At 55.0% G+C, this 21,173-nt stretch carries 15 protein-coding genes and 1 tRNA gene; 5 read left to right on the top strand and 11 right to left on the bottom strand.

Annotated elements, in window-relative coordinates:
• Window positions 1-62: 62 nt before the first annotated feature.
• From FIV00_RS09340 to FIV00_RS09305, 8 genes are all read right to left on the bottom strand, one after another.
• Window positions 63-1,415: a sigma-54 dependent transcriptional regulator gene (locus FIV00_RS09340; RefSeq protein WP_152500494.1), complete on the bottom strand. Its 1,353-nt coding sequence runs from the start codon at window positions 1,413-1,415 to the stop codon at window positions 63-65.
• Between the two features lie 12 nt (window positions 1,416-1,427).
• On the bottom strand, window positions 1,428-1,778 hold the full coding sequence (gene fliN, locus FIV00_RS09335) for a flagellar motor switch protein FliN (protein WP_152500493.1): 351 nt from the start codon (window positions 1,776-1,778) through the stop codon (window positions 1,428-1,430).
• A complete protein-coding gene (locus FIV00_RS09330; protein WP_209006877.1) occupies window positions 1,775-2,470 on the bottom strand; it encodes a FliH/SctL family protein in 696 nt (231 codons plus the stop codon). The genes fliN and FIV00_RS09330 overlap by 4 nt, the downstream gene beginning before the upstream one ends.
• A 38-nt stretch (window positions 2,471-2,508) precedes the next feature.
• The gene (gene fliG, locus FIV00_RS09325) at window positions 2,509-3,555 is read right to left on the bottom strand and encodes a flagellar motor switch protein FliG (protein ID WP_152500491.1); all 1,047 of its coding nucleotides are present in this window, start codon (window positions 3,553-3,555) and stop codon (window positions 2,509-2,511) included.
• 2 nt (window positions 3,556-3,557) lie between these two features.
• Window positions 3,558-5,174, bottom strand: a complete 1,617-nt coding sequence (gene fliF / locus FIV00_RS09320; protein ID WP_152500490.1) for a flagellar basal-body MS-ring/collar protein FliF — start codon at window positions 5,172-5,174, stop codon at window positions 3,558-3,560.
• 326 nt (window positions 5,175-5,500) lie between these two features.
• On the bottom strand, window positions 5,501-5,776 hold the full coding sequence (locus tag FIV00_RS09315; RefSeq protein ID WP_152500489.1) for a DUF1153 domain-containing protein: 276 nt from the start codon (window positions 5,774-5,776) through the stop codon (window positions 5,501-5,503).
• A gap of 373 nt (window positions 5,777-6,149) precedes the next feature.
• Window positions 6,150-6,809, bottom strand: coding sequence for a flagellar hook assembly protein FlgD (locus FIV00_RS09310; protein ID WP_152500488.1), 660 nt, complete (start codon window positions 6,807-6,809; stop codon window positions 6,150-6,152).
• Window positions 6,810-6,840: 31 nt separating this feature from the next.
• Entirely contained in the window at window positions 6,841-8,856 is a 2,016-nt protein-coding gene (locus FIV00_RS09305) for a flagellar hook-length control protein FliK (protein ID WP_209006876.1), read from the bottom strand.
• A gap of 319 nt (window positions 8,857-9,175) precedes the next feature.
• On the opposite strand from FIV00_RS09305, the gene mnmA reads away from it, so the two are divergent.
• The 3 genes from mnmA (at window position 9,176) to FIV00_RS09290 (ending at window position 11,424) form a co-directional block, all read left to right on the top strand.
• Window positions 9,176-10,354, top strand: a complete 1,179-nt coding sequence (gene mnmA, locus FIV00_RS09300; RefSeq protein ID WP_152504187.1) for a tRNA 2-thiouridine(34) synthase MnmA — start codon at window positions 9,176-9,178, stop codon at window positions 10,352-10,354.
• Window positions 10,355-10,468: 114 nt separating this feature from the next.
• A tRNA-Met gene (locus FIV00_RS09295) sits at window positions 10,469-10,545 on the top strand.
• A 138-nt stretch (window positions 10,546-10,683) separates the two neighbouring features.
• The gene (locus tag FIV00_RS09290; RefSeq protein WP_209006875.1) at window positions 10,684-11,424 is read left to right on the top strand and encodes a hypothetical protein; all 741 of its coding nucleotides are present in this window, start codon (window positions 10,684-10,686) and stop codon (window positions 11,422-11,424) included.
• Window positions 11,425-11,670: 246 nt separating this feature from the next.
• Here the strand turns inward: FIV00_RS09290 and FIV00_RS09285 are convergent, their stop codons facing one another.
• The 3 genes from FIV00_RS09285 to FIV00_RS09275 form a co-directional block, all read right to left on the bottom strand.
• Window positions 11,671-12,738 carry a metal-dependent hydrolase gene (locus FIV00_RS09285; protein WP_152500485.1) on the bottom strand — a complete coding sequence of 356 codons (1,068 nt, stop codon included), beginning with the start codon at window positions 12,736-12,738 and terminating at the stop codon, window positions 11,671-11,673.
• 432 nt (window positions 12,739-13,170) lie between these two features.
• Window positions 13,171-14,508, bottom strand: a complete 1,338-nt coding sequence (locus FIV00_RS09280) for an adenylate/guanylate cyclase domain-containing protein (RefSeq protein ID WP_209006874.1) — start codon at window positions 14,506-14,508, stop codon at window positions 13,171-13,173.
• 137 nt (window positions 14,509-14,645) lie between these two features.
• A complete protein-coding gene (locus FIV00_RS09275; RefSeq protein WP_152500483.1) occupies window positions 14,646-15,518 on the bottom strand; it encodes a DUF4437 domain-containing protein in 873 nt (290 codons plus the stop codon).
• Window positions 15,519-15,639: 121 nt separating this feature from the next.
• Here FIV00_RS09275 and FIV00_RS09270 point away from each other — a divergent pair, with 121 nt between their 5' ends.
• On the top strand, window positions 15,640-16,545 hold the full coding sequence (locus tag FIV00_RS09270) for a LysR family transcriptional regulator (protein WP_152500482.1): 906 nt from the start codon (window positions 15,640-15,642) through the stop codon (window positions 16,543-16,545).
• Window positions 16,546-17,240: 695 nt separating this feature from the next.
• Window positions 17,241-21,107, top strand: coding sequence for a G8 domain-containing protein (locus FIV00_RS09265; RefSeq protein ID WP_152500481.1), 3,867 nt, complete (start codon window positions 17,241-17,243; stop codon window positions 21,105-21,107).
• Window positions 21,108-21,173 lie beyond the last annotated feature (66 nt).

Below are 21,173 nucleotides of genomic sequence, written 5' to 3'. Positions count from 1 at the left end.
AGTGCTTCTGGTCAAAAGCTTTGAAACACCATTCGTCAGTCAACAATTGCCTTGTCGAATTTTCACGCTCGTGCTTCGCCGGGGCTGGGTACACTGACGCCCTCGTCGGTATATTGGTTCAGCTTGTTGCGAAGCGTACGGATGGAAATGCCCAGGATTTTCGCAGCATGGGTTCGGTTGCCAAGGCAATGATCCAGTGTGTCCAGAATGAGGTCCCGTTCAACGTCCGCAACAGTGCGGCCAACAAAGGATCTGGTTACCGCTTCTGCTGTTTGCGCGGCACGTTCCGCAGGGCTCCTGGAAATGGCGAGCGGTGTACCATCCGGCATGCGGATCGCCTCAACGCCTATCTCTGCACCGGATGCCAACAGGACAGCCCGGTGCATCGTGTTTTCAAGCTCGCGCACATTGCCCGGCCAGGGATTGGCCATCAGCGCCTGTCGCGCTTCACCCGCAACGTTGCGCTGTGGGACTCCATTGGCTTCCGAATAGTGCTTTATGAAGAACAGCGCGAGTTCCATGATATCTGCCGGACGTTCACGTAGCGCAGGCAGTTTCAGGTTCACCACGTTCAGCCGGAACAAAAGGTCCTCACGGAACTGCCCCTGTCGGACGCTTTCGGCAAGATCCCGGTTGGATGTCGCCAAAATTCTGATATTGACCGGAACAGGACGCGTGCCGCCAACCCGGTCAATGACCCGCTCCTGAATGGCCCGCAACAGTTTTGCCTGCAAGCGCACATCCATTTCTGAAATCTCATCGAGAAGCAGGGTACCACCATCGGCTTCCTCGAATTTGCCAATCCTGCGGGCAACAGCTCCTGTGAACGCTCCCTTTTCATGCCCGAACAGCTCCGATTCCAGAAGATGTTCCGGGATCGCCGCGCAATTGATCGAAATGAATGGCTTCGACGCGCGGTTGGAGCACTTGTGGACGTGTCGTGCAATAACTTCCTTGCCCGTTCCGCTCTCACCGGTAATCAGCACCGAGGCCTCGGAAGGAGCCACCTGCTCGGCCAGTTTCACGACGCTGGCCATCGCTTCGTCACGGTAGATGAGATCACCGCGCTCCTGCGCGACGGCTGCCAGAACCGCAGCGATCATTTCCGGGTCCGGCGGCAGCGGTATGTATTCCTTGGCACCGGCACGAATGGCTGAAACTGCTGCCTGTGCGTCCGTTTCGACGCCACAGGCAACCACCGGAACATGAACCCGTTCGTTCTGTAGTTTCGTGATCAGGCCTGCAATGTCCAGATGGACCTCGACCATCATCAGATCGGCGCCGCGCCCGGATCTGAGGACTTTCAGAGCGCCTTCCACATCGTCTGCGTGGGTGACTTGCGCACCGCCCTGCATCGCAATTTTCGATGCCGTCGTCAGCTGTCCGCCAAGTGTTCCGACAATTAAGAGACGCATCCGCTTTTCTTCCTATCGATCCGTCTTGATGATTTCCGTCATGGTCACTCCGAGCTTGTCCTCAACAAGGACAACCTCGCCGCGCGCCACCAGCCGGTCATTCACATAAATATCAATCGCCTCGCCAACCTTGCGGTCCAGCTCCAGAACGGTTCCTGAAGCCAGTTTCAAGAGGTCGGAGACATGCATGCGCGAGTGTCCGAGCACCGCAGAAATTCGAACGGGCACGTCAAAAACGGCCTCAAGGTCGGCAGCGGATTGCGGCGCATGCACTTCGTCTTCTTCCAGACTGCGCTGCGGCGCTTCCAACTCGTCGAGCGGAATGCTGTGTTCCTGCTCTTCGCCTATTTGTTCGTCACTCATACGTCAGTACCTTTCTCCGCCGACGTGTCGGACACTTGTGCCTTCTTCGCGGTGCCGCGGGCTCTCAAATAAGACCGAATGGAAGTGTCGATCTCTGCTTCAAGAGCCTTCCGGTCGCGCCGAATGCCGCCATCCGCCCATTCGATATGGCAATCGCCTCGGCTGATTTCGGGTTCCCCCAAAATGACAAGGCGGCCTTCAAAACCCTTTTCATGGACAATCGGATCCACTTTCGACTTCAGCGCCTCAACATCCTTTTCCGCAATGCGGATCACAAGATGAGGCGCCTTGCGAAGCGGACCCAGGCATTCTGACACCAATGCCACGGCTTCGGCCAGCGGTTGACGCGCGATCAGGTGGGCGCACAGTCGTCTAGCCACAAGAAATGCAAGGCCAATCGCATCTTTTTCTCGTGCGGCCTGTTGTTCGTCCAGAGAGTGCACGACGTCGCCGACAGCGACGACGAGGCGATTCACTTCTTCTGTCAGCAGAGTTTCCTGTTTGGTCTGCAAGTCCTGAAGCGCCTTTATCCGGCCTTCCTCGAAAGCCTGAGCCTTGGCCTTCTCCAGAATTTCCTCATGCTGGGCGACAGGGATCTTCGGGATTTCCGGCTCAGGCGGAGCAACGATCTCCGGCTCCTCTTCCTGAGCGGAAAAGTCCATGTCAAACAGAAATTTGGACGGGTTCGTCATGCTTCCCATTCTGTTGTAAGTTCGGTTTGGCTGCTGCATCAGTAGATAATCTCGTCGTCACCCTTGGACTTGGAGATCAAGATCTCGCCCTTCGCCGCCAGGTCCTTTGCCTTGTTCACCATGCTTGTCTGAGCTTCGTCGACATCACGCAGCCTTACGGGCCCAAGTGCATCCATGTCGTCCTGAAGCAATTTGGCCGCGCGCGAAGACATGTTGCCGAAGAAGAAGTCGCGCGCCGTATCGGTTGAGCCCTTCAATGCAATGGCCAGCTGATCTTTTTCTACGTGGCGCAGAAGTGTCTGACAGCTTGCTGCGTCCAGTTTCAGGAGATCGTCGAAAGTGAACATCAACGTCTTGATGCGGTCGGCGGCTTCACGGTTGTCTTCTTCAAGCGCCGCAAGGAACCTGGCTTCCGTTTGTCTGTCGAAATTATTGAAGATGTCGGCCATCATCTCGTGGCTATCGCGCCTGGAGGTGTTGGTCAGGTTTGACATGAACTCTACCCTGAGGGTCTGTTCGACCTTCTCAAGAACTTCCTTTTGCACGGCGTCCATGCGCAGCATGCGGCTGACCACTTCAAGTGCCAGTTCCTCGGGCAGAATACCAAGCACCCGTGCGGCATGATCTGAATTGATCTTGGAAAGAACCACCGCCACAGTTTGCGGGTATTCGTTCTTCAGATAGTTGGCCAGAACATTTTCTTGCACATTGGAGAGTTTCTCCCACATGTTGCGCCCGGCAGGACCACGGATCTCCTCCATGATGACGCTGACCTTGTCGCCGGGCAGAAAGTTCGCCAACAACCGCTCCGTCGCATCGACGTTGCCCGTCAAGGCTCCCTTTGAGCTGACCCTGCGGACAAAGTCCTTGAAAAGATCTTCCAGCATATTCGGCGTGACCGGCCCGAGATTGGCCATTGCAGCCGAAACCTGACGAACTTCGATCTCATCCAGCTTCGACCAGATCGGCGTACCGTGGGACTCGCCGAGCGCCAGCAACAGAACAGCTGCACGCTCCGCGCCTTTAAGGTCGCGGTCTTCCTCGTCTAAGCTGACCTGAAGCTGTTGTTGGAGTTGGTCGCTCACGCTCAGGCCGCCTGTTCATCCAGCCAACCGCGGACGATGTTGACCGCCTCGGTTGGGTGATCCTTGATCATGTCGCCCACTTTGGCGATCGAACTTGCCTGCATTGCGCCTTCCTGCTTGGCCTGCTCCAGCCACTCGATAACAAATTCGTCCTCAGCCTCATCCTCCTGCGGCACATCCGTTTCCACGACCAACGTGCCATCGGGACCGATCATCAACTCCTGCGGTTGCTTTTCCTCAGGCGTTACGATGCGACGCAGCAGTGGGCGAACCACAAAGAGAAGAAGAAGAACTGCGATCAGGAAGAGAACACCAAGCTCTGCGAAGCGAATGATGTCATCGCGTGTGAAGTCGAAAAGACCATCGCTTTCGGCCAGAAGATCTTCCTGCGGGGGCAGCGCGAATTGCAGATTGACAACTTCAACCAGGTCGCCGCGCTCTTCGTCGAAGCCAATTGCGGAGCGCACCAGCACTGCAATCCGGTCCAGCGTTTCCTGCGAACGCGGTGTATAGACAGGATCACCATTGCCGTCAGGCTGATAGGTGCCATCAACAAGCACTGCAACGGAAAGACGGTTGATTTGACCGGCCTCGATTACCTCTGTCCGTGTCGAGCGCGAAATCTCGTAGTTCACAATCTCTTCGGTAACGCTTGTGGTATCCCGGTCACCAGCTTGACCGACATCGCCTTCAGCTTGCGGCAGCTGATTTCCAACTGTGACTTGTCCATTGCGAGAAATCGCCGAACTCGCCTCTTCCTTGGTTTGCGTGGACCGAACGACCTGCCCTTCCGGGTCGAAGGTTTCGGTCGTTTCGGTCAAACGGTTGTAGTCGACTTCGGCATTGACCCGAACACGTGCGCGACCCGGCCCAACGATGGAATTCAAAATCTCCTCGACCTGATTGCGCAAACGTCCTTCAATCGCCTGGTTACGCTCTTGCAGTGAGGCGGTCAGCATGCCGTCTTCGTCATTGCCAACACCGGACGCCAGCAGTCGGCCTGTTTCGTCGACAATGGAAACACGATCCGGATCAAGCCCGTCGACGGCCGTTGCCACAAGATGCTGCACAGCGCGGATCTCGCCGGGACCAAGCGCGCCGCGCACACTCAGAACGATGGATGCTGAAGGCGGACGGCGGTCTTTCTGAAACAACTGCCGCTCAGGAATGACGAGATGAACCCGCGCAGCACGAATACGATCAAGCGAACCGATGGTTCGCGACAACTCGCCTTCCATCGCACGCAAGTGGTTGATGTTCTGAACAAAGCTGGTTGCACCCAGAGTATCGGTGCGGTCAAAAATCTCGTAACCGATCGAACCACCTGTCGGCAGACCTTCTGCGGCAAGCTGCATCCGCAAACGCGCAACCTGTTCTTTCGCGACCAGAATGGTCGCGCCCTGACGGGTCAGTTTGAATTGGACACCCTGGCTTTCAAGCTGTGTGACGATGGCAGCTGAATCTTCCAGGGTCAGCTCGTTGTAGAGCGTCGTCATCTGGGGAGACGTGACCCGGAAGATAATGAACGCGAAAACGCCGATCAGGATCGCCGCAACTGCTCCCATGGCAGCAATACGTGCTGGTCCCAACGCTTTTATGAATTCAATCAGTCCGTTCACGAGTGCCCGCCCGCATCTGAAGCATGTCTAAAGCTGTTATTGTTGGAGTCGGTTCGACACACCACACTCCTGATGGGCAAAATTTGCCGCCCAGATGGTTAACAAGCAGTTAACGATTATGTCGCCAAAGCGACGAATTGGCGGCTTTCTGCGGAAATGGCGTGTGCAAAATGCGACGGAAGTGGGGAAAAACTGCCTACTTTATTAATTTTTGGATAAGTTCCGTCAAAACGGCAATATCAAATCATCAACAAAAAAGGCCGGCGCAGCCGACCTTCTTCAAGCACGCCCTTCGCGTGCCTGGATACTAAATTGTGCCTTGAGGATCAGGCGCGATATTGCTGGATGCGCGTTGCCCGCAGCCCGGCAAGACCGTGCTTCTCAATAGAGCTTTGCCAGGAGAGGAACTCCTCTACCGTCAGAGTGTATCTCTGGCAGGCTTCTTCAAGGGATAGAAGGCCCCCACGAACGGCAGCTACCACTTCAGCTTTGCGGCGGATAACCCACCGCTTTGTCGAAGTCGGAGGCAAGTCTGCTATAGTAAGCGGACTACCATCGGGCCCGATGACATATTTTACACGCGAACGAATATGTTCGGTCATTGTACTCTCACACTAACCATGACCAAGGTTCAATTGAGACTACATGACGACGCTTAACAAACGCCTAAAGCAAAATTGTGTTTTTATTAACTATAGAATCTAAATTTAGTGAATGATATTTAGGATTCTACAAAGATAATCATTCAATTGTTTAACTAATGAATATGGTTTTATTAACCATAATTACTATCTCGTGCAAATTGCAACGCAATCCGGTTAACCAGTGCAAATGGCATCAGGTCCAAGAGACCGGGTTTGAGATTTTTCTTGAGCAACGTAACAGTCTTCACCGAACGCATAAGAAAACGTCCAGCCGCGCGGCCAGCTGAAATACAGCGAGGTTTCAGCTTTGATCGAGCAGCCTCAAGGGGCCTCAGCTTGGCCTGGACACTGAGAGCACCGACGAGACAGGTACACTTCGCCCATCGACACTTAGTACCGCCGAGCCGCTTGACCAGTCGACGCTGTCGACAATGCCGGAGACTGCGGTCGTGACTTTTTCCGGACGGCTGTTGGCATCCCTCAAATCGAACGAGATCGAATAAACGCCATCAGCCGCATCCGTTCCCGCATCGGTCTGTCCCGCCCAATTGAATGTGCCCGATCCAGCTTTAAGCTCGACTTCGCCGCTATACACAAGATCGCCACTCGAATTGCGGATCTCAAAGCTGCCTGAAGCGTCTTCTTGCAACTCGTACCCCCAACTGGCGGCACTGCCGGACAGCAAGGTGCTGGACGCATCTGCGGTAATCTCGTTCCCGATATAGCTGACATAGCTCATGCTCTGGTTGGACTCCAGAGAAGCTATGATGCTTTCGAGGTTCTTGTTCTGCTGAATGGATTGCTCGACGTTGGAATATTGAACCAGCTGATTTGTGTACTCAGCTGAATCCATTGGATCGAGCGGATCCTGGTTCTGGATCTGCGTTGTCAGAATGCTCAGGAACAGCTCATAATTCGCCATCAAGCCGTTCTGGCTTGTCGTGCTGGCGCTTTCAGCGGCCGTCGACGTTGCAGAAGAAATTACAGTCATTGTCAGCTCCTGGGCGCAGTCCCGCCCCACCTTAGATTTTCAGATCAAGACCACCGCGTTGCTGGGCAAGCGTCATGCGCACGATGTCCTCGACTTCAGGCTCCAGCTCCGCAGCCTCTGCTCCATCGGCGTCGTGCCTGCCAGCGGGCTGGTCACCCTGGCCATTTCCGGACGCAAATTGTTGTTCGCCATCCCGCTTTAGAGAAAACTGCAGATTGTCTGAATCCGGGTTCAGACCCGCAGCTTCCAAAGCGCGTTCAAGCCCACGTTGGTCGCGCAGGAACATGTCGAGTGTTTCCGGCCTCTCAACGATCAGGTGCGCCTGCACGCTTCCGTCCGAGCCCACCTTCATATTGACTTCAACCCGCCCGAGTTCAGGCGGATCGAACCGCATCTGGAAACGGGTCTGGCCGTTTTTCAGATTGCGGGCAATTTCCGCAGCCACCTGAGAGGCCACTTGTGCCGATTGAGCCTGATTAGGCGTTTGAAGGCTTTCAGTGCGCATGGCACCGGTAAGTTCGCCACCCCGTACGGTCGCCGAACCGATTTCACTGCTCAAGCTCAGGTCAGCTGTGACCAGTGAGAGATCCGGTTTTTCTGTCGTCACACCGGCGGACACTGCAGCAGCTGCTGCTGCCGGCAGTGCTCCGTTTGCCAGGCGCGCCTCCGGACGTGGTCCTGCGTCAGCGCCCGCGTTTGCTGCAACCGGTCTCTCTCTTGAAGTCTCTGCGTTGACATCAGGCGCTGCATTGCCAGCCACTTTCGCATTGGCCTTGTCGGCCTGAGGAGACACCTCGGCAACCGGCTTTACCAAGGCATCAGAGCTCTTCAAGCCTTTGTTTGGTGACGCTGCCTGCGGAGCCAGATCAGCGGGACCGGAAGGAATTCCAGCGTCTTTGGCCTGACTTGAAGGGCCCGCCTGCGTCGCAAGCGTCGGCTTCTGCTCTGCTCCGTCCTGTTTCAGAAGTTGCGGCAGCTGCGCACCATCATCATTCGAGACAAGGGGTGTCGAAACTCCGACGGATGGCTTTGCCGTCTCTCCTGCCGGGCGAAGCAATTCGACAGCCTGACCCTTTTCAGGCCCACCTTCCTTCAAGGATGCACTTGCCAGCATCAAGTCACCCTCACTCGGCACTGCGCCGGATACCGGCTGCACTGGCGATTGAAGGCTCTGCTGCTGTACGACCTGCTTTGACCCCGCACCAGGGGTTGGCGCTCGGAATTCTTCCGGCAACTCGGATTGCCAACGACGCGTATTTGTTGAAACGGGGACGGGAACATCTTGCCCCGTATCAACTCCCGCCTGACCTCCCTGCAGCGGTGCTGCGGGCCCGGCCTGACCGGCCGCGCTCGATACAGGACGAACTGGCTCAGGCAAGCCCGTGCCAAAAGCTGGCACTGACCCGGCCGATAGATCGTTCGCTGCACCGGAAACGCCGGCACTGCCAACCGGCGCCTGACCGGAATTGCTTGCACCGACACCGGCCGCGCCGATAGTAGAAGCTGCACCGGAAACGCCTCCCTCAGGCACGAATGCAGTGAAACCTGCCTCTACGCTCGGCAGAGTTGACAGCGCCAACAGCGGGTCGGCAGCTCCCTCTTCATTTTCCGGCAGATCCTCAGAGGATATTTCCTGCCCAGGCTGCGCCTCTACCGCTTCAGCCGGCAATTGACTAGCGCCAGCTTCATCAAGTGCGCCCAGCGCGACATCCACAAGGCTCGCACCATCTCCGGCTGGCGTTACAGATACCGCATCAGCCAGGGACGGAACCTTCGTGCCTTCCGCCTCCGCACCTGCAAGACCCGCATCGAGCAGCGAAAGCCGCCCCTCCTGACCAAGAGACTGACCAGCAGACCCGACGTCGCCGACCTCAAGCGCCCCAAGCTCGCGCGCAAAGTTGGAGACCTTGCCGCCAACACCAGGTATTTGGACCGAACCACCCAGACTGCTTGCACCGGCAGCCAGGGCATTGGCCGAAACATCATTCGTCATTCCAAATGGCAGCACATTTGCCCCCAATTCGCTTACCCGCCACAGCAGGCACATTTCATCACCGGATTGAAAGCAAGCACCGGGCCAGTTTTCAAACACTGGACAAACCATTGAAAAATATAAACTAAAATATGCCTTCTCTGTTAGAAACCGAAAAAGCAGGCGGCAAGCTTTGCCGATCCGGCAAAGCGTGCCTGCCATGCGGGGGATGCGATTGGCAGACGCCAGGCTTATCTGTATAGTGCCGCCGAATTTGAAAAGACAAAGGATCTGAGCGGCCGGCAAAAATCCATAGTGGAGACCGGGACCGCTGTTGTCGGCACAAAGCGGTGCCGGTCAGGTTGATCCGCCAGAACTTCTGGAAGTTGAATTGATGCGAAACAGTCTGGATCTTCCCAGCCGCCCAGAAGACACGCGTGTCGTCGTTGCCATGTCAGGTGGCGTCGACAGTTCAGTCGTCGCGGCGCTGATGAAGGCAGAAGGATATGACGTCATTGGCGTCACGCTGCAGCTTTACGACCACGGCGCTGCCGTGGCCAAGGCAAAATCCTGCTGCGCCGGTGTCGACATTCACGATGCGCGAAGGGCTGCGGAAAAGATCGGAATTCCACATTACGTGCTGGACTATGAGAGCCGCTTCAAGGAACAGGTGATGGACCGGTTCGCCGACAGCTACATTGCCGGCGAAACACCGATCCCGTGTGTCTCCTGCAACCAGACGGTAAAGTTCACCGATCTGCTGAAGACCGCACGCGATCTCGGTGCGGATGCCCTTGCCACCGGACACTATGTGCGCTCATCCCAGAAGGGCAACAAGCGGGCGCTCTTCCGCCCGACGGATCTTGACCGTGACCAGAGCTACTTTCTGTTTGCAACAACGCAGGAGCAGCTTGATTTCGTGCGCTTTCCCCTTGGTGGTATGCCGAAGGAAAAAGTCCGTGAACTTGCGGCGGAGTTCGGCCTGTCCGTTGCCAACAAACCTGACAGCCAGGACATCTGTTTTGTGCCCGACGGTGACTATGCTTCTGTGATCCGCAAGCTGCGTCCCAACGCGGCTGAGCCTGGCGACATTGTTCACATGGACGGACGCGTCTTGGGCCGGCACGAAGGGATCATTCATTTCACGATCGGTCAGCGGCGCGGCATAGGCGTGGCGACAGGCGAGCCGCTTTATGTGGTCCGGCTAGACGCGGACGACCGGCGCGTGGTGGTAGGGCCAAGAGAAGCCTTGGCGACCCGGACCATCCTCTTGCGCGAGACCAACTGGATCGGCGATCAGCCATTGGATGAAGGCGACGAAATCGAAGTCTTTGCCAAGGTCCGCTCAACCCGTCCGCCGGCACCTGCAACGGTTCGGATCCTGAACGGAAAGGCCTTTGTCGACCTTGCAAACGGCGAAACAGGCGTTGCACCGGGTCAGGCCTGCGTTTTCTTTGACGGCGATGATGAAACCGCAAGGGTTCTTGGGGGCGGCTGGATCCATAAAACCGAGCGCACCGGCGAACAGGCCATTGATTTTCCACAAGCGAACGCCCCGGTTTCGGCTGCTTGAGAAGCTGCAAAAAAGAATGCAGGCGGGCGCTCATTCAACGCTTGACGCCCGCCTGCCCGCTCACTATAAGCACCCCACATCGCGCGGACCTGACAAGGTCCAGCCGCTTTGGATGGCGGAGTAGCTCAGCTGGTTAGAGCAGCGGAATCATAATCCGCGTGTCGGGGGTTCAAGTCCCTCCTCCGCTACCAAATTTTCCAAAAAAATTTAAATTGCACATGAGCTGCTCGCCTAGACGCGCGTTAATGGATTGTTTGCGTTTTGCGCTTCTTAGTTTCAGCGCCAAGCACCCACAACCAATCCAGCATCCTCATGGAATTTGACTCAAAGTGACATTGAACAAGGAAAGACGGTCGACAAAGGCCCTCTTGAAACGAACTGTTATTGCAATTGCTGGCTCAATAGTGCTGTGGCTTGCCTGGAACTATTTTTTTCCAAAATCAGTTATTCACTACCGGCTCGACGTGACATTCGAAGTGGACGGCGTCCCGGTAACGGGTAGTTCTGTTCAGAAACTCGTTGTCTATCGCGTTCGCGGGATCGGACACAATAAAGCTAGTTGGCATACTTATGGAGAAGCGGTGAGGGTTGATTTGCCGGGTCATGGAGCGGTGTACGTCCTGATGACCACTCCCACCCCCGACGGTACATATACATTTTCTACCAAGGGCAGGTTTGATTTTCTCGTTTCTTGGGCATGCAAGCTTAAGGAACAACGGGGAGACAGAAGCTGGGATGATTTTGTCAGAATGGTTGGTCAAGTTTCCGGCGAATGCAAAGTGCCGGATCAATATGTGCCGTTGATGGTTCGCTTCATTGATGAAACCAAACCGACATCAGTGCAACGGATCCATCCGAATGAACGGGAAAAGAGCACCGGGAAAAAGGTTCGGTTTGTGGGCGCCAAGATCGAAGTCACCGACGAACCTCTGACCTCAGGCATCGATAAACACCTGCACTGGCTCACAGAGAAGAGTGAGAAGCGACTAACTCCAGGTTATACTGGGTCTGAAAACCCTTCACTGCCAGACACATTAAAGCACAGCTATTTTTGGAGGCACGAAAGCTAACAAGACAAACAGGTAGCCGTTCTTTCCGGTCGAATCATAGTCCGCATGTCGGGGGTTCAAGTCCCTCCTCCGCTACCATCAATCCCCCAACCCTTTGATGCCGTTTGGATGGCGTCGTACGATCTGCCGAACCAAGATGCCAAATTATCCCTGCATGGGACGTTGCGCATTACTGGGCAAGTTGACGTCAATCTCGCTTCTGCTCATGGCAATTTCAGCAAAATAGATTGGTCGCTCAGTGATTTTCTAGCATTCGGCGATATCTTGAACTTCGTTTCTTTCGAGGAATTTTTGCTCGGATGCTCTGATGGATGGCCGGCCTGATATTCGGTTCCCCAACCAGCCAAATTCGGTGCCTGCGTTCGATATGCTTGGTAAAATAGGTTCTGGCGATATCTTTTTGAACTGACCATCCACGTATTCGGCAATTGCAAACCGAAAGATGTAGCTTGGTGTCAAACCGAGGCGATAGTCAGAGGCGATAATTCTGCCGTCGATCAGATCTGTCCTGACAAAGCCATCGCTGAACCAGACCATCTTTTGATATTCAGGATCATCGAGAACACACGAAACGAGAGCAGAATCAAACTCATGCTTATAAACGACGGCATCGTGATCATCATCGAAGAGCGACACATATAAATTGTAATATTCACCGTCCGCCTGCCCAATCACACGCCAGAGAAGTGTGTTGAAGGGTGTGACCACCGTCTTCACGTTCGTTACGTCGATACCTCGTTCGGCAAAAATGGATTTGCCTCGCGCGTGAACATGTTGTTGGACGATCAAGCCCCAGACCAGATAGCCGGTGCTGAAAACGAGTGACGCTACAAGTATCTTTTTCAAGCCGGCTGACCAGTTTGCACTGGCGATTGCCCACGCGACGGCGACAAGCAACGGCACAGTGAAAACAGGATCAATAATAAAGATGGAACCTGTCCCGACAGGATCTGGGAAGAATGGCCAGAACACCCGTGCGCCGTAGGCGTTCATTGAATCGAGAAGCGCGTGGGTCGTCAGACACAGGAAAACGGTCATCCAAACGAGTATCCGACTACCCTGAAGAGATTTGAACAAACGGAGGATCAATTCACCAATCACTGGAGCTGCAACAGCATGAATGAAGAACGAATGCGACCAGCCGCGATGATAGACAAATTGATCAATCTTCGTCTCAAACGGGATCAAGACATCCAGGTCGGGCAAGGTTCCCAGCAGTCCCCCGATCAATACGGCTTTTCTGGGTCCCAGTTTCGATCCAAGGCAAGCGGCAGAGATTGCTGCCCCGAACGTAAATTGTGTTAGTGAGTCCATAATCTACGTACTCTCCAGAGATATGCTCAGTCTTCGATCTCGCTTCACAATGCAATCAATGCGGATTTTGCATCGTGTGAGAGACGTGTTCGATGGCGGTGTATCTATGTGCGCAAAACCAGCCGTTTATTGCTGCCACAGTCATCTTTCGAACGGGCCAAATTGCTGGAATGCTGTTTGGGACAAGAAATGCCAGGCCAATAGGAAAACACCCCAAACTGTGAGAAAAATGCGGGATCACATACAATTTTCTTCGACTGCAGGTCTGTCGTCTGCCCGTCAAGCCTGGTGCAAGTCCTGATCATCTCGGTGGGATCGTCAAGGGTAGACTTAGCGCTACAAGTGTTTTTCATTTCGCATAACCACGCACCTACTTTGCCCGTAATTTCCAAGTGAGCCGGATGGCTGTTCATTTGTTGATCTGCAAACAATTCAAATCACTGGGCGCGACGTCCAAACGTCTACAGCCTCTTGACGCCCGCGGATCTCATAGTGGCCCGCCCTGTAAAGACCCGGCGCAACATCAAACGGATCCGCTGCGCTGGCCCTGACGGCCGCAATCAACTCATTGCTGACGACGAACTCTGTGCCGATCTTGCGTGTTAACTTTTCCATCCGGCTGGCAACATTCACGGTGTCACCAAGAACCGTGTATTCCAGCTTGTGTTCATCACCGATATTGCCAACAACGGCGGGACCGTAATGTACGCCAATTCCGACACCCACCGGCGGGTCGCCAACCCCTTCCCTTTCCGCGTTCCAGTCCCTGATTGTCTCTGCCATCTGTGCGGCGCATCTCAGAGCCCGAACAGCATCGTCAGGCCGGGAGCGTGGAGTGCCGAAATGAACCATCACGGCATCACCGATAAACTTGTCGATCGTTCCGTCTTGATCAAAGGCCACCTTGGCCAGGCGTCCGTGAAAGGTCCGCAACAGCGCGATGAGGTCCTGCGGCGGCAGCTTCTCTGAAATCGACGTGAAATCGACCATGTCCGCAAAAAGCACTGCAACGGGCCGGTTGCCAGGCTCATCAGGCTCCCAACGGCCCTCAGCAAATTCGCGGACGATATTTGGCGAGAAGTAACGCGATAGCATCGCTCGCTGCGCTTCTGCGGCCACCTGGCGGCGAACAAGTGCGCGCGATCGGACCACCACGATCGTAAGGATGACCGAAATCAGTATTAGAAACACCACTTGGTTCGATAGCCGGGCGAGACCGACGGCGTTCGGATCAAGTATCTTGGCGAGCGCTATCTCCGCACCCATGCCCTCATCGAGCACGTCTCCCGATGTGAAAGGGATGGCACCTTCTCTTGTCGCAACCCAGACATATCCAAGCGTCCAGGAACCAACAGCAGCAAACCCTGTCCAGATCACCAGCCCGGGTTTGTAGCTGAGTGCCATGCTGACGACGAAAACACCGAGGTAGAGGAACGCAGGCGTCCGCAGGTTCATCTGCTGCGTCCAACCTTCAAATTCAAAGGGAGTGGGAACGATCAGAACAAAACTAAGCGCCGCCGCATCAAGGAAAATGAACCCCAGCACCAGAAGTTTGTTTTCGGAGTATCGATGCCGTAGCGCGAACGGCACAATTCCGAGGAGTGCAAAGGCCAGGATCGCGCTCACATAAAGCAACGAACGTTCAAAAGGAAGCGTGAGCGATACCCATACGGCCAGGAGGAAAAGAACCGCGTTCCGTCCCCAGAAGACATAGGCAAGGCCGGATGCTTCCTCGCGCGCGATGGCTTCGCTCACGGACCGGGAGGTCATCGGTCGACGTGCGGGTTCAGAAGAATGCAAGTGTATCCCTTCGCACTGCGCTGGTATGGCGGCATTCCAATTGAACGAGATGTTTCGGCAGAAACACGCGATTTGTCTTAGCGGCGCTTGAGTGTGCTCAGAATTCTTCAGGAGCGCGACACAAGGTACTTGCCCGTAACGCTCAGGTAGAAAATGCATGGGTCGTTTCCGGTGCAAGTCACCGCATGAACCGCTGCTGCTTGAGAGCCAAAATAACTGCCCGGGTTGAGTAGTGTGGCCTCGCTTGCACCGGATACCTGATGCGTCGCGGATCCTTCAATAACGACGGCACGCAGCCAAGCGTTCCCGCCGGTGATCGTTCCTTCGAACCCGGCTGGCAGCTTTAGGAAAGATCCGTTTTTACCGACTTCCGAAAGATCTCCCCACAGAAACGCGATCTTGGCTTCATCCGATCCGGCCGAAGTGCCCGGTACGTCGACCCAAGACACATCAGCTGCATCGATCCAGACAATGTTGTCTGCTTCAACGTTGACCGGAAATTCGCCATTTGCAAACGCCCGGTCCTTTGGCTGAACGAGATAGGGGCCTTGCTGGATCTCCAGAAATGCACTGGAAAGTCCCACATCTTCACGCGCGGCTGTGATGTGCGTTGCTCCGGCAGGCTGGGTCCAGAACGACCCCGGGCCCATCCACATAAGCTCCGCGGAGGGATCGTCATTGTGCACCGCTCCGCTGATGACCACGGCTCTATACGTGATGTTGTGTATGTGAGGTGGAGAACTGAAGCCTGGTTGGAACCGGATAATGGTTCCGGTTGGAACGTCTTCTCGGATGTCGCCCCACAAGACCCCAGCTTGCGGACCGGCATCACCACGAGCGGGGTTCAAGGGTTGAAAGGCGACTGCTTCGCGTGGCACTACCACGACCGTCTCCGACGATTGGGAGCCTTGTGAAGCGGCCAGAGGTACAGCAAGCGCACCGAAGACGGCCAAGGCGACAGCCAGGATGGAGAAGCGCATCGTGAAAATCCCGATTTTTGTACGGCAAAGACGCCGTCTTGATGTCTCCTCCTTTAAATAGGCTCCAGAAACCATTAATAATCCGCAGAAAATAAAAATTACTATTTGGAAAAAACAAATAATGTCCATCGATCTCAAATCGCTTGAATTGTTTGTTCGCGTGGCGGCGCTGGGGGCAATCGGCAAGGCGGGCACAGAATTCGGCCTGTCTGCAACGGCCGCAACACAGCGTCTGCAAGCCCTTGAGGCAACGGTTGGAACGCAGCTGTTTCACCGGACCACTCGTGCAGTGTCCCTGTCGACCGATGGTGAAATTTTCCTGGCGCATGCAAAGCGCATTTTGGGAGACGTTGAAGAAGCTCTTGCGGACATTCAGCCTGATCCGCGAGATATCAAGGGAGAATTGCGGATTGCTTGTTCCGCTTCTTTCGGGCGCCTGCACATCGCGCCACACGTGACCGAGTTCCTCGACAGGCATCCTGGTGTTTCGCTACAGCTCGCCATGAGCGACTCTGTCATAGACATCGTCGAACAGGGAATTGATATAGCGATCCGCATCGGTGCGTTAGCGCCCTCAACACTCAAGGCGCGCAAGCTGGCCGTAAGCCCGAGACGCCTCGTCGCAGCGCCAAGCTATCTTGAAAGGTATGGCATTCCTTCTTCGCTGGACGAACTCAAGACCCACAACTGCCTCGCAAGGGAAGACATGCGAACCTGGTCGCTTGCAGCGCCTGACGGAACGGTTCACGACATAAAAACCAGCGGCAATTTCTCTAGCACAAGCGCAGAAGCGATTACTGAAGCCGCGTTGTCCGGCCTTGGCATTGCACGCAAATGCACCTGGGAAATTGCTGATCAACTGGCTGCCGGCGCATTGAGGCCTGTACTGGGTAGCTATTCCGTCTCACCCTTTTGGAAAGTGTTTGCTGTCCGCCCACCCTCGAGATTGCCTTCGGCGCGTGTGCGCGCCTTCACCGATTTTCTGGAATCCAAACTCAACAAGATCCCGGAGCTTTGCGGTGATTGAACTCAATTCGATCGCGCCAACGCACCACCACTTATCATTCCAGGGGGATCTGAAGAGCATAGCGCCCAGGTGGAACAATTCTCGCCCTAGAGGCTCCGCCCAAACACTGCCAGATGCAGACACTACACTCGAAGTTTAGAGGGCTGGAAAGTGGAAGTATCCAACGAATATCGCGGTGACCACCTGGGCATTCCACCGGGATTATGCATTTCGATCGAGACGCTTTGACGGATCATCATGTGCGGCCATTGTCACTCGGCTTGCCGAGCACCAAGACGAAGTAAAGGCGACATTCCTCTCTCCAAAGCCAAACCAAGAGCGGCTTTGCGGCTTAGAGAATAGAATAGGTGACTGTCTTCATAACGGTAGACTAGCGCTTAGTTTCAAAGAAACTTAGCTGACTAATTTACTGGAAAAACACAACCATTTTTTAAATATTCTGGGAATAATTCACGAGAGATTTCCACGTAAAAATGCCGATACTTTCTATTTAAAGTTGCTTATTTTGATTACACAATAAAAACAAGAAAAATTCGAAAAATCCCCTTATTTTTGAAGCGTTATCGCTGAGATACAGGCAGGGTCAGAGCTTTTGTTCTGATCGGCTAAGGACTTACGTAAGCACCAAAGAGCGACGTATCGGCTGAGTGATCCCGAGTTTCTTTGGTGTCACCTTCCGCGGGGATAGCCAGAAAATGATGCCGACAATCAAGGACAACAACGCCTTTCTTATGGCCATGGGTCAGGGCAGCCGAATAGAAATCCATGCTCAGGATGCTGAGAAGGAGAGTTGGGTCCAGCTCGCCAAAACGGCGGAGGCCGGATCCTCGTTTCTCACCCTTTCCGGCAAGACCAAGTGGCAAGCGGGAGACAGGGTCGCTCTGGCATCAACAAGCCAGGACGCGCATGAAGCCGAAGAAGCGGTCATCAAAAAGGTAACCGTCAATGCAAACGGCACGACCACGCTCACGCTTGATGCACCTCTGAAATACACGCACTTCGGCGAGAAGCAGACTTACGACAACGGCAAGTCAGGCGCGGACTATAGGGAGTGGACTGTCGACACACGCGCTGAAGTTGGTCTTCTCAGCCGCAATGTGAAAATTCAAGGCGATGAGGACAGTAAGGCAGACGGCTATGGTGGCCACACCATGGTTATGAACGGCGCGGAGATGCATATCTCAGGCGCTGAATTTTACCTCATGGGACAAAAGGGTCTGATGGGCCGCTACCCGCTTCACTGGCATATGAATGGCAATGTCGAAGGCGAGTATGTTGAGAACAGTTCAGTCCATCATTCTTTCAACAAGGGCATTACGCTGCACGGTATCCAGAATGCCTGGATCGAAGACAATGTCGTCTTTGACACCATCGGGCATGGTTATTTCCTGGAAGACGGGTCCGAATTCGGCAACGTCCTGAAGGATAATCTGGGCTTTGTGACACGGCAGACGGAGACGGCAGCCGGAGCGTCACACAAGTCAGACTTTACCGGCGTTTCCACGTTCTGGCTGACAAACCCGCAGAATCATATGGTGGGCAATCACGCCGCCGGTTCGGATAATTCCGGCATCTGGTTCACCCATCAGGACAAGGTGATGGGCACGTCCGCGACCGTTGATGACTACAAGGGATACGCACCCAAGCACAGGATTCACGGCGTCTTCGACGACAATACATCCCACAGCAACAGCGTGAACGGTCTCGCCCACGCACAATCGATCAATGAAGCGAACGGCACATTCTCCGATTCCCACTACAAGGGCGACTTTCTGATCGAGGATTTCACGACCTATAAGTCAGGCGATCAGGGCATCTGGACGCGATCCACCAGCGGCGTGATCATCGACAATTCCGTGTTTGCAGATAACAAATCCGGTTCTTTCCTGGCAGGTCGTCATCTGGTGAAAGACAGTTTGTTCGTCGGTCGCTCCAAGAACGTGACGAACGACAGCGACAGTGAAAGCTCTGGGTCCAGTCAGTTCGGAGCGGCTTCCGGTGAAGGGGTGCGGGGGCACCAATTCTACGATTCACCTGTCGCGCTCGACGGCGTGCATTTCGCAGGGTTTACCAATGACAAGGACAGCGCGCTACTGGCCGGAAGCGGCTTTCACCGACGGACAAACAATTCAACGAAGGACCTGACCTTCGAAGACGACACGCCCGGGCACAACCGGATGGACCGGTTCCTGGGGCCGGGAAACAGATCACCAGAAGACACAAATGCAGCAACATTCGCATTGGTTGATCTGGATGGCAGCCTCGCCGGAACCCGGGGAGCGTCGATCACCCAAAAAATCATCGATCGCTTTCCAGGTGACCGGATCGATGTCCTGGAACAGGGAACAACGGGTTTCAACGCACTGGGAAATGCCCGTTTCGACAGCCAGCAGAACTTGTGGGTCAACAGCGGCAACGTCGATTTTGGCATCCAGCGGTTCGACACAAGTGCTGGAAAGCGCGTCAAGCTGGAGATCGAACGTTCAGACAACGGTGCAAAGCTTCTGCTCAACGAAGATACCGGCGGCAACAATGTCTACCTCGACCTTGTCGCAATAGAGGACCGTGGACAGACGTCTGGCACCGGCTTCGACCACTACACCGTACGCTATCCTGACGGATTGCCGAATGTGATCGACGTAGAACTACGCGACATGAAAAAGGGCAGCGCGGTCTATTACAAATTTGTTGACCTGCCCACCGGGTTAACTGTCCGGGGCGCAGATCAGGTTGGTGGTCTGGGCGCGCTGAAATCCGCAGACGGCACGGCCTATTTTAGGAACGGAGACACCCTGTATGTAAAAGCCGTCGCCGACGTGGGGGAGAGCGTGCCGAATGTTCCGGACACGCGGGTTGCCAAAGACAATTACGGTGACGAATTCCAACTGCATATCAAGAATTCCGGGGCTTACAATGCGAGCGGTAACAACGCACCACAGGATGCCGACACAACAGTCTTCGATCCTTACATCCTCCCAATTCCAGAAAAACCAGAGTCAACCTCTGTCACGTCAGAGATTTCCAGCGGAGATGACCGTTGGTCGAGCAACGCCAGTTGGCAGGGCCGCAAACCGCGCATGGAGGATATTGTCGTCATCGGCAAGGATGATCGGCTGGTTCTGAATGAGAATGCGCGGGTGAAAGGCATCATCATCGATGGCGGCGAGCTGCTTGTCGAAGACGCCAAGGACCTCTCACTGACCGCCGATTGGATACTTGTCATCAATAGTGGCCTGTTCCAGGTGGGCACGGAAGACAAGCCTCACAAACATGATTTCACACTGACACTGACGGGCGACGACCCAAAGAACGACGTACGTTTTGCAAATCTGCTGAAGCCCGGCGCGGCCGGTGTCGTGCATTCCGTCGACAACAATGACGGTGAAGCCTTCGCCGGCACTGAGCGCGATCAGGACCTGAACGGCCTGGCAATCACGGGTGACCGCCAATTCGGTGGAGACAGAGACGACGTTTTCCAGGGTACCGACCACAACGATCTCCTCCTCGGGGGAGCAGGCGACGACCAGCTCTACGGAAAAGCTGGAGATGATTTGCTGAAGGGTGAGGCCGGTGCTGATGCTCTTTATGGCCAGGACGGCAATGACACGCTCTATGGCGGATGGGCTGACGACACGCTCAACGGCGGTGATGGTAACGATCGCCTTTACGGTGGCACGGGCAAGAACCAGCTTCAGGGCGGCGAAGGCAATGACACAATTTATGGCGGAGGAGATGCCGACAAAGCATATGGCGGGGGTGGCAACGATACGATTTGGAGTTCTTGGGGGGATGACCTGCTGAACGGTGGCGATGGCGCCGATCATCTTTACGGCGGCACCGGGAACGATCTGCTCTTCGGCGGAAATCAAGATGACCGGCTTTATGGGGAGGCTGGCGCTGATGAACTTCATGGTCAAGACGGCAATGACACGCTTTACGGCGGATGGGCTGATGACAAGCTGAACGGCGGAGATGGTGACGATTTCCTCCACGGAGGAACAGGTAAAAATCAGCTCAATGGCGGTGAAGGCAACGATACCATCTACGGCGGCGGTGATGTCGACAAGGCGCAAGGAGGTGGCGGCAACGACACGATCCGAGGCTCCTGGGGCGCGGATTTTTTGAGCGGTGGTACGGGCAACGACAAACTATTCGGCGACACCGGGAATGATGAATTACGCGGCGGCGCAGACAACGACCAGCTTTTTGGTGGTGCTGGGAACGATACCTTGCAGGGAGATGCAGGTGTAGACCTCCATATCGATGGAACCGGACTCGACAAGATCACAGACTGGGACCCGTCAGCTGATAGCTTTGTTTTTGTTTCTGACGGAGAGTTGGACGAGCTCCACGGTCTTAGAGGGGGCGGAAAACTCTACTTCGAAGATATTAGCCAGCTGACTGCAGAGCGCTCCGGCATCGATCTTACGATCAAGATTGAGGGTGTCGCCGAGGTGGTGCTGAAAAACTTCCACGGCGCGAACACCAAGCAGGATCTTCTGGATATGGGTCTGCTCTTCGAGCATTCGGCCCTGTCGCCGGCCGTGCAAGATCTGTTCTGATTTCCGAAATAATAAAAACCGGGTCTGGATCCGGTTCCAGGGAACAAAGCTACCCTGGCTGGCGGC

The sequence above is a fragment of the Labrenzia sp. THAF82 genome, assembly GCF_009363435.1.
Lineage (GTDB): Bacteria > Pseudomonadota > Alphaproteobacteria > Rhizobiales > Stappiaceae > Roseibium > Roseibium porphyridii.
This window is presented reverse-complemented; position numbering and strand designations above follow the sequence as displayed.